This is a genomic window from Nodularia harveyana UHCC-0300 (assembly GCF_034931085.1).
Classification (GTDB): domain Bacteria; phylum Cyanobacteriota; class Cyanobacteriia; order Cyanobacteriales; family Nostocaceae; genus Nodularia; species Nodularia harveyana.
On the sequence record NZ_JAYGHG010000046.1, the window covers coordinates 23,391 to 29,800 of the forward strand.

Genomic DNA, 6,410 nt, shown 5'->3' on the forward strand with positions numbered 1-6,410 from the left:
AGCCAAAGTCTAAGTGAACGGTTCAAACTTGGGTATTTTTTATACAACTCTAAAATTAGACTATAGACTTTTATTTTAAGGGTGAAAGTGCAAAAATACTAGGCAGTTACGAATAATTACTGTAAAATTATAATGTTATCTATGCTTGGAATGCATCTCTAATCAATGACTAATCAAAATCAAAGTGATGCTAGCAGTAAAAAGATTGCAGCTGGTATCTGTGCAATTTTGCTAGGAGTTTTTGGTATCCATAAGTTTATTCTTGGTTACACAACCGAAGGCTTGATCATGTTGCTTGTTTCCGTACTCACCTGTGGTTTCGTTGCACCAGTAATGGGAGTTATTGGATTAGCTGAAGGAATTATTTACTTAACTAAGACCGATCAAGAATTCTCCGATCTCTATATTACCAACAAAAAAGGCTGGTTCTGATCCGGAAGTGTTGAAGTTTTTTTTACCGTTTTAATTTAAGAGTATATCAGTGTTTCAATTATCTTCCTATCCTTTGTCATACCAGGGTAAACTACTGCGTTGGGGTATACTAGGATTTTCTTATGCCCCATTAATTGGTACATATTTTTACAACCAAAATTATAAAATCGCGTTTCTAGTTTGCCCTATACGACACTTAACAGGTATTCCATGTCCCACCTGTGGCATGACTCGTTCATTTATGGCTATTGGTCGAGGAGATTTGAGCCAAGCACTAGCGGAACATTTATTTGGCCCACTTTTATTTGCTAGCTTCCTAGTTGCAATAGTTCACATTACCTTAGAGTTATTAACAAGACACCGCATTACAGCATTCTATTGCCACCTATTAAGGCTCAAAAAGCTACAAATATTGGGTCTACTTATCCTTTTTATTTATTATTTTTGCCGTCTATATCACATATCACAAACTGGAGAAATGTATATTGCTTTCAGTACATCTCCTCTAGGCCAATTGTTTCCGACGGTAAATGTTAAATAACTACCTCGCTGACTCTGTGACTATGTATTTGTTAATAAAAAATTCTGATTGAGATTGCTATGCTCAGTATCAAAAGTAAACAGATATTTTGGTTTTTATTACTTGTATTAGGCTTTGGATATTTCAACGCCATGTCTAATTTAGAAATAAATCTTTATTTGAAAACCCTAATTGCCCTTGTGCCAATGCAAATTACGGCTCTTATTTATGTCGCCTATCTACATTGGAATCGGAGTTGAAATGGTAAAATATTCATTAATATTTAAACTATGTTTAAGCTTTAATTTAGGAAAGATTAGTTTGTGATTGTTGGTGTTCTGAATACAATTGTTCAAAAACAGTTATCAGATCCGAATCATGACGAAACTGATAACTGATAACTGATTTAAGCAGTCCGAAAACGCGCCAACTCTTCACCAGTCTTCGCATCATGGGCGTGAACAGTACACACCAAACAAGAATCAAAAGCCCGCGCCACATGACCAACTTCCACCGGGTCGCTAGAATCCTCAATGGGAGTCCCAACTAAAGCCTCCTCAATGGGGCCGCGCTTACCCTCACCGTCACGGGGGCCAATATTCCAAGTACCCGGCGCAATGACTTGGTAATTTTTAATCTTACCGTCCTCTACCTCAACCCAGTGAGACAAAGCACCCCGCGCTGCTTCCGTTGCACCCCAACCCTGGCCATCCTTTTCTCTAGGCTTGATGTACCAAGGGTCATTTAACTTGAACTCCCGTAAACAGTGTTCCGCTTGGCGATATAACTTGACCAGTTCATGAACTCGTCCTAGCTGACGCAGGTGAACATTTGCACCGCCCATACTTTTGAAAGCATCGAGAATAAAGCCGTCATGATGTTGCCAGGGTTCACCGTGATGACCACCAGCGACCAATTGCCGGGCGAAGGGGCCTGCTTCTAAGCGTCCGAAGTCTTTGTGTAGGACAGCGCTTGACCAAGAATAGGCGTTATCAAAGTCCTTGGTATTATTTGCTGTAGGTTTCGTGGTGCGATCGCTAGGATGAATATTTGCTGTACCCTCATCGTACCAAGAATGTGTCGTATTCTCCCGGATAAAAGACTGATCAATAAAGGTGTGAATATCTCGGAAACTGTCATAGACACCACCCTTCATAATCATCGCCGCATTACGCCCTTCCACCGTGGGCTTTTGGTATTTGTCCTCATGGGCTAAATATCCCCAAGTCACATACTTACCCACACCAGCGCCATATCTATCTAAACCGATATCTAAACCCATGCGCCAATAAAAACCCAAATCTGACTCACGATGATTGCGGTCTTCATCCAACCAGTCCATGAAATCATTATAGGTCTGGATTTGTTCGTAACGTTCCAAAGAACATCCCAGCCACACAGGTTCTAACCAATTAGTGCGGAAATATTCCAGAATTGCCCAAGCGCGGGTAATATCCGTCAGAGTCGGGGCGCACATCACACCACCAGGAACCATATAACTGCTATGGTAACTTGTGCAATCCTCATAATGTTACTGAAGAACTTGTTTTATAAAGTTTTCTGGTATGAGATAACATTTTATTTTCACTAGTTCAGTTTATAAATAAGGGAATATTTAGGGAATAAGTCAGAAAAATCAGGGTAATTGCGAGGAGACTTATGCCACATCTACACATGAATATGCAAACGCAGACTTAACCGACTGGTTCGCAGATATATTTGCAGACTTTGAGCCGCAGAACACCACAGATGGCAGCTATAGGGAATGGCGAAAATAAAAGCAACGGAATTACAGTATCAAGCAGTTTTTCAGCAGAAGTTAGTCGAGGCTAATAATAATTTAAAACGGGAGAGAATTAAAGTTAGCATTAAACAAACTGGCAATTCTCTCCAATTACGAGCTACTTTACCTTTAAAACCAGGCGATAAAAATTTAAGTAAGCAGAAAAAGCAGTATGATTTATCTCTAGGAATACCTGCAAATTTAGAGGGACTGAAAACTGCAATTGAAGAAAGTTACGAGTTAGGTAAATTAATTGCTCGTCATACTTTCGAGTGGAATGAAAAGTATTTAGGAATTAAATCTAGAGAGAAGCAAGAAATCAAAACTATTGGCGAATTATTAGATACATTTGATGAAAAATATTATCAAACCCGTCAGAAAACTATCACCAGTCAAAATACTTTTGCTAACTATATATCTGTAATTAAAAGGAACTTTTCTCTCACTCATTTAGCCACAAAGGAGAATTTTGAGGAAATTATTAATTCATTTCAGGGCAATAAAAAAAATGAACTAATAGCTGTAACTTCTGTTTTTATTAAAACCTTTAATTTAGGATTTCAACTCGATGTCAAACGAGATCATGTTACTCCTGCTTATAGAGAAATTCCTGAAGATGAAAAAATAATATCTGCTTTTGACCTCTTTGAAAAATTCGCCCTCAACCGCAAAAATACAAATATTAGTGATGAAATAGACACTTGGGAAATGTGGCGTTGGGTATATGGAATGTTGGCGACTTATGGGTTAAGACCAAGGGAATTATTTGTCCAACCAGATATTAATTGGTGGATGTCTCCCCAAAATATAGACCATACGTGGAAAGTGAATAAAAATACCAAAACTGGATATCGTGAAGTTATCCCCTTTGTACCTGAATGGATAGAATTATTTGATTTAAAAAATCCCAAACCATTAAAGATTTTAGAGAAAAAGATGGCAAAAATTGCATCTGTGCAAAATATTAATTGGATGCGGAGAGATATATCCAGATGGTTTCGGAAAGTGGGAATTGAGTTTCAACCCTACGATTTACGGCATGGTTGCGCGATTCGTTCCCATCTTCAGGGAATACCTATTAAAGCCGCAGCAGACAACTTGGGTCATACTGTTGATGAACATACAAAAACCTACCAAAGATGGTTTGGGATTGAAAACCGGAAAAAAGCCTTTGGTGAGGTAATTAGTCAAAAGTCATTAATTGAGTTGCAGAAGAATGAAATATTGGCGCTACGGATGGAGAATGAAAGGTTAAGGTTGGAGGTGGAAAAGTGGAAATTGTTGGGAAGTAAAAATTCAGAGGACTGCGAACAGCTTTACTACCACGGTTAAGAACGTGGGTATAAATATTTGTATATAGCGGTTATCGGTTGAGTGAGATACAAGAACCCCACCCCCAACCCCCTCCCCGCAAGCGATGATGGGGCTTATGATGTATCCCATTCAAGTGCATACCGCTATAATACTCTAAATAGGATTATTATCCAGAATTTTTCTGTATAATAACTAGTTAGGCTGCTTAAAATGAAGTCCATCAGCCAAGTAAACTTAAGGAGAGATTGGTAATGTTTGAATGCCTTAGAAATAGGTGGACAAGAATAGATGTCGGATCATTTCATGGTGTTAGGCGCACATATTTGTTACGTTCTTCAACTGGCATAGATTTCACTTGGAGATGGCGTGGCAGTTTTTTACCTTTTCAAAAAAAAGGTAAATCTTCTGGCGGTGAAGCTAGGGCTAAGTTGCCACCAATAAGTGTGATTTGGATACTTAGAGTGAAACCTAAAGAAGATACATTTATATCTGTTGAGGTTGAATAAGTGCGATAGCGAAGCGCTCCGTAGGAATCGCTTAAAATCCATTATCTTGTGCTTTCTTAACTGCGATTAACTGCGATCGCTAATATTGGGTTAGTGCGATCGCTCAATTTCCATTATTTTGTGCTTCTTTAACTACTATTAACTGCGATCTCTAATATTGAGTTAGTGCGATCGCTAAATTTTCATTATCTTGTGCTTCTTTAACTGCGATTAACTGCGATGCCTTTGGCGATTCTAGGTTAAAATGAGAGCGCGACTCCATCCTTTCACCAAACCTCAAATGAGGAGATTCTCAAATGTCATTGGTTGAACTCATGTCACAAATCCAGATACTGCCGAAAATTGATAAGCTTCGGCTGATGCAGTTTCTTGCCACAGAACTGGTAAAAGAAGAAGATGCAAACTTCTTTGTTGCAAATCAAGAGTATCCGGTCTGGTCGCCTTACAATTGCTCTGAGGCTGCCAATATTTTGATGAATCTTCTGGCGACAAAGCAACAAGAAAAGAATGGTTGACGCTCAAAGATTTCCCTACAAAATTATTGACAGCAGCCTTGGTATGGTGGATAGAATGCCCCATCTGCCTTTGACTCTCGGTTATAACGATCATTCCTTGAAGGTTGAAGGCTTATTGGACACAGGCGCAAGTGTGAATGTTTTGCCCTACGAAATAGGAAAGCAACTAGGTTTTATCTGGGAGAATGAGACACTCTCGGTTATATTGGCAGGAAATTTAGCACAATTTGAAGCTCGCGCAGTTGTTGTTGATGCTCAAGTCGGTTCATTCCCAACTATTAACCTGGCATTTGCCTGGACACAAGCAACCAATGTGCCTTTGATCTTGGGACAGGCGAATTTCTTTTTTGAGTTTGATGTCTGCTTCTTCCGTGCGCGTTCTGAGTTTGAAATTCGCCCCAAGCGGGTTGACTAAAACTGGAGATTCACTAACTATGATTAACTGCGATCGCTAATGTTGGGTTAGTGCGATCGCTGATCTTGTAGGGTGCGTTAACGGAGTGTAACGCACCATTAAATATATATAAATGCAACGCACCATATTTATGATTATTTACCGATTTTCGGTGCGTTACGCTGGCGCTAACACACCCTACGATTTAATCCGTTTAATCGTCCCAATATCCTTGAGGTTTTTCCTTTCTCCTATCTTTACCCCAATCGGTTGGATAAATTCCTTGGGCGATAAACCTATGAATACTGGAATACTGCCAATCTTGGGGACTTTCACACAATCCATGTCGAACCGGATTATCATGAATATAATCACAATGGAGCGCAAAATCCCGTTCATCCCGAATTAAATGCTCCCAAAACCGACGTTGCCAAAGATTACTTTCTCCTCGCTTTTGTCGTGATTGAGAAACTTCCCGATTAACTCCTAATTCTTGTCCATAATGTTTGGTAACATAAGTTTTAATTAAGCGCAATCTAACCGACAAATCTTTATCATCAGGGGGTAAAGTCCACAAACAATGAAAATGATCAGGTAATAAAACAAAAGCATCAATACAAAAAGGATATTCTCCCCTTACTTTTTCTATTGCTTCTCGGAGAGATTTTCTCCCTATGTCAGTACAGAGCCAAGATTCTCTTTGATAAGTGACTTGTGTGATGAAATATGTACCTCCAGAAACATTAGGTCTTCTATAATTAGGCATAGGGAGTTAGTATAGGTGAAATTAAATTATTTTTTATTTATTGTATTGTCTAGGGTAACCGTTCAGGGGGGGGTGGAAGAGCGATCGCCAAAGGAGGGGCTGAGTCCTGCGGATATGCTTGTGCGTTCGCCCATCGCTAAAAATTCTCCCCAAAATCTGATAAATTAAGTGATATGGAAG

General features: G+C 39.3%; 7 protein-coding genes and 2 pseudogenes. 7 read left to right on the forward strand and 2 right to left on the reverse strand.

The window, feature by feature from the left end; all coding sequences use genetic code 11:
* Positions 1–165: 165 nt before the first annotated feature.
* From VB620_RS19665 to VB620_RS19675, 3 genes are read left to right on the forward strand one after another with little or no spacing between them, the layout of a single operon-like run.
* Entirely contained in the window at positions 166–432 is a 267-nt protein-coding gene (locus VB620_RS19665) for a TM2 domain-containing protein (protein ID WP_323197845.1), read from the forward strand.
* 49 nt (positions 433–481) lie between these two features.
* On the forward strand, positions 482–973 hold the full coding sequence (locus VB620_RS19670; protein WP_323197846.1) for a DUF2752 domain-containing protein: 492 nt from the start codon (positions 482–484) through the stop codon (positions 971–973).
* A gap of 59 nt (positions 974–1,032) precedes the next feature.
* The gene (locus VB620_RS19675; protein WP_323197847.1) at positions 1,033–1,212 is read left to right on the forward strand and encodes a hypothetical protein; all 180 of its coding nucleotides are present in this window, start codon (positions 1,033–1,035) and stop codon (positions 1,210–1,212) included.
* A gap of 146 nt (positions 1,213–1,358) precedes the next feature.
* Here the strand turns inward: VB620_RS19675 and VB620_RS19680 are convergent.
* Positions 1,359–2,459: pseudogene (locus VB620_RS19680) on the reverse strand (nickel-dependent hydrogenase large subunit); the annotation flags it as partial.
* 115 nt (positions 2,460–2,574) lie between these two features.
* On the opposite strand from VB620_RS19680, the pseudogene VB620_RS19685 reads away from it, so the two are divergent.
* The 4 genes and pseudogenes from VB620_RS19685 (at position 2,575) to VB620_RS19700 (ending at position 5,485) form a co-directional block, all read left to right on the forward strand.
* A pseudogene (locus VB620_RS19685) lies at positions 2,575–4,067 on the forward strand (site-specific integrase).
* Between the two features lie 233 nt (positions 4,068–4,300).
* Positions 4,301–4,555, forward strand: a complete 255-nt coding sequence (locus VB620_RS19690) for a hypothetical protein (RefSeq protein WP_323197849.1) — start codon at positions 4,301–4,303, stop codon at positions 4,553–4,555.
* 296 nt (positions 4,556–4,851) lie between these two features.
* Positions 4,852–5,070, forward strand: coding sequence for a hypothetical protein (locus VB620_RS19695; RefSeq protein WP_323197850.1), 219 nt, complete (start codon positions 4,852–4,854; stop codon positions 5,068–5,070).
* Entirely contained in the window at positions 5,063–5,485 is a 423-nt protein-coding gene (locus tag VB620_RS19700) for an aspartyl protease family protein (protein ID WP_323197851.1), read from the forward strand. Before VB620_RS19695 ends, VB620_RS19700 begins: the two co-directional genes overlap by 8 nt.
* Positions 5,486–5,678: 193 nt before the next feature.
* On the opposite strand, the gene VB620_RS19705 is transcribed toward VB620_RS19700, so the two are convergent.
* A complete protein-coding gene (locus VB620_RS19705; RefSeq protein ID WP_323197852.1) occupies positions 5,679–6,230 on the reverse strand; it encodes an REP-associated tyrosine transposase in 552 nt (183 codons plus the stop codon).
* Between the last annotated feature and the right edge of the window lie 180 nt (positions 6,231–6,410).